This is a genomic window from Rhizobacter sp. P2_H2, from assembly GCF_056403375.1.
In genome coordinates, this window is sequence record NZ_JBFUFP010001347.1 from 1 (window position 1) to 1,254 (window position 1,254).

2 protein-coding genes are annotated in these 1,254 nt (G+C 70.2%); both read left to right on the plus strand.

The window, feature by feature from the left end:
- The coding region (locus tag AC1D15_RS32955) for an ROK family protein (RefSeq protein ID WP_477829379.1) at positions 1-719 on the plus strand (719 nt) is incomplete at its 5' end.
- Positions 716-1,254 (plus strand): ATP-binding cassette domain-containing protein (locus AC1D15_RS32960; protein WP_477829380.1); only part of this gene is annotated, 539 nt, incomplete at its 3' end. The genes AC1D15_RS32955 and AC1D15_RS32960, both read left to right, overlap by 4 nt.

Sequence of the window (1,254 nt, forward strand, 5' to 3'; positions counted from 1 at the left end):
GGGAAGGGCTGTCGATCCGCGACGTGCTGGGCGAGGACTATGCGGCGCCGGTCTTCATCGACAACGACGTCAACGTGATGGCGCTCGGCGAGCTGTGGCGGCTGCACCGGCGGTTGCCGAATTTCCTGGTGGTCAAGATCGGCACCGGCATCGGCTGCGGCATCGTCTGCCACGGCGAGGTCTACCGCGGCGCCGACGGTTCGGCCGGCGACGTCGGCCACATCTGCGTCGACCCCGACGGCCCGCGCTGCCACTGCGGCAACCTGGGCTGCGTCGAGGCGATGGCGGCCGGCCCGGCGATCTCGCGCATGGCGGTCGAGGCGGCGCAGTCGGGCCAGAGCGCGTTGCTGGCCCAGGTGCTGAAGGCGCAGGGCAGCATCTCGCCGATCGACGTGGGCCAGGCGAGCCGCGCCGGCGATGCCGCCGCACACGGCATCGTGCAGAAGGCAGGCACGCGCATCGGGCAGATGCTGGCGTCGATCGTCAACTTCTTCAACCCGTCGCATGTGTTCATCGGCGGTGGCATCACCGGCATCGGGCCGCTGCTGCTGGCGTCGATCCGGCAGAGCGTGTACCACCGCTCGCTCGCGCTCTCGACGCGCCACCTCGACATCCAGTACGCGCCGCTCGGCGAGCGCACCGGCGTGATCGGCGCCGGCGTGCTCGCGCTGCAGGAGACGATGCGCGCGCGTGGCAGCGTTCCGGAGGCCGTGACGTGAGCCTTCAAGTGACCTTCACCGACGTGACCAAGGACTTCGGCCCGGTGCGCGTGCTGCACGGCGTCAGCTTCGAGCTCGAACCCGGCCGCGTGGTCGGCCTGCTCGGCGAGAACGGGGCCGGCAAGTCGACGCTGATGAAGATCCTCTCCGGCTACGAGGCCCTGAGCGACGGCGAGCTGCGCATCGACGGCACGCCGCAGCGCTTCACGAACTCGCGCGATGCCGAGCGCTGCGGCATCGTGCTGATCCACCAGGAGTTCAACCTGGCCGAGGACCTGAGCATCGCGCAGAACATCTTCCTCGGCCATGAGCGCCGCCGCGGCTGGCTGCTCGACGATGCGGCGATGCGCGACGAATCGCGCCGCGTGCTGCAGCAGGTCGGCCTGGACATCGACCCCGACACCCGGGTGCGCGAGCTGATCGTCGCCGAGAAGCAGCTGGTCGAGATCGCGAAGGCGCTGTCGCGCAAGGCGCGCCTGCTGATCATGGATGAGCCGACCGCGACGCTCACGCCCGCCGAGACGCAGCGCCTGTT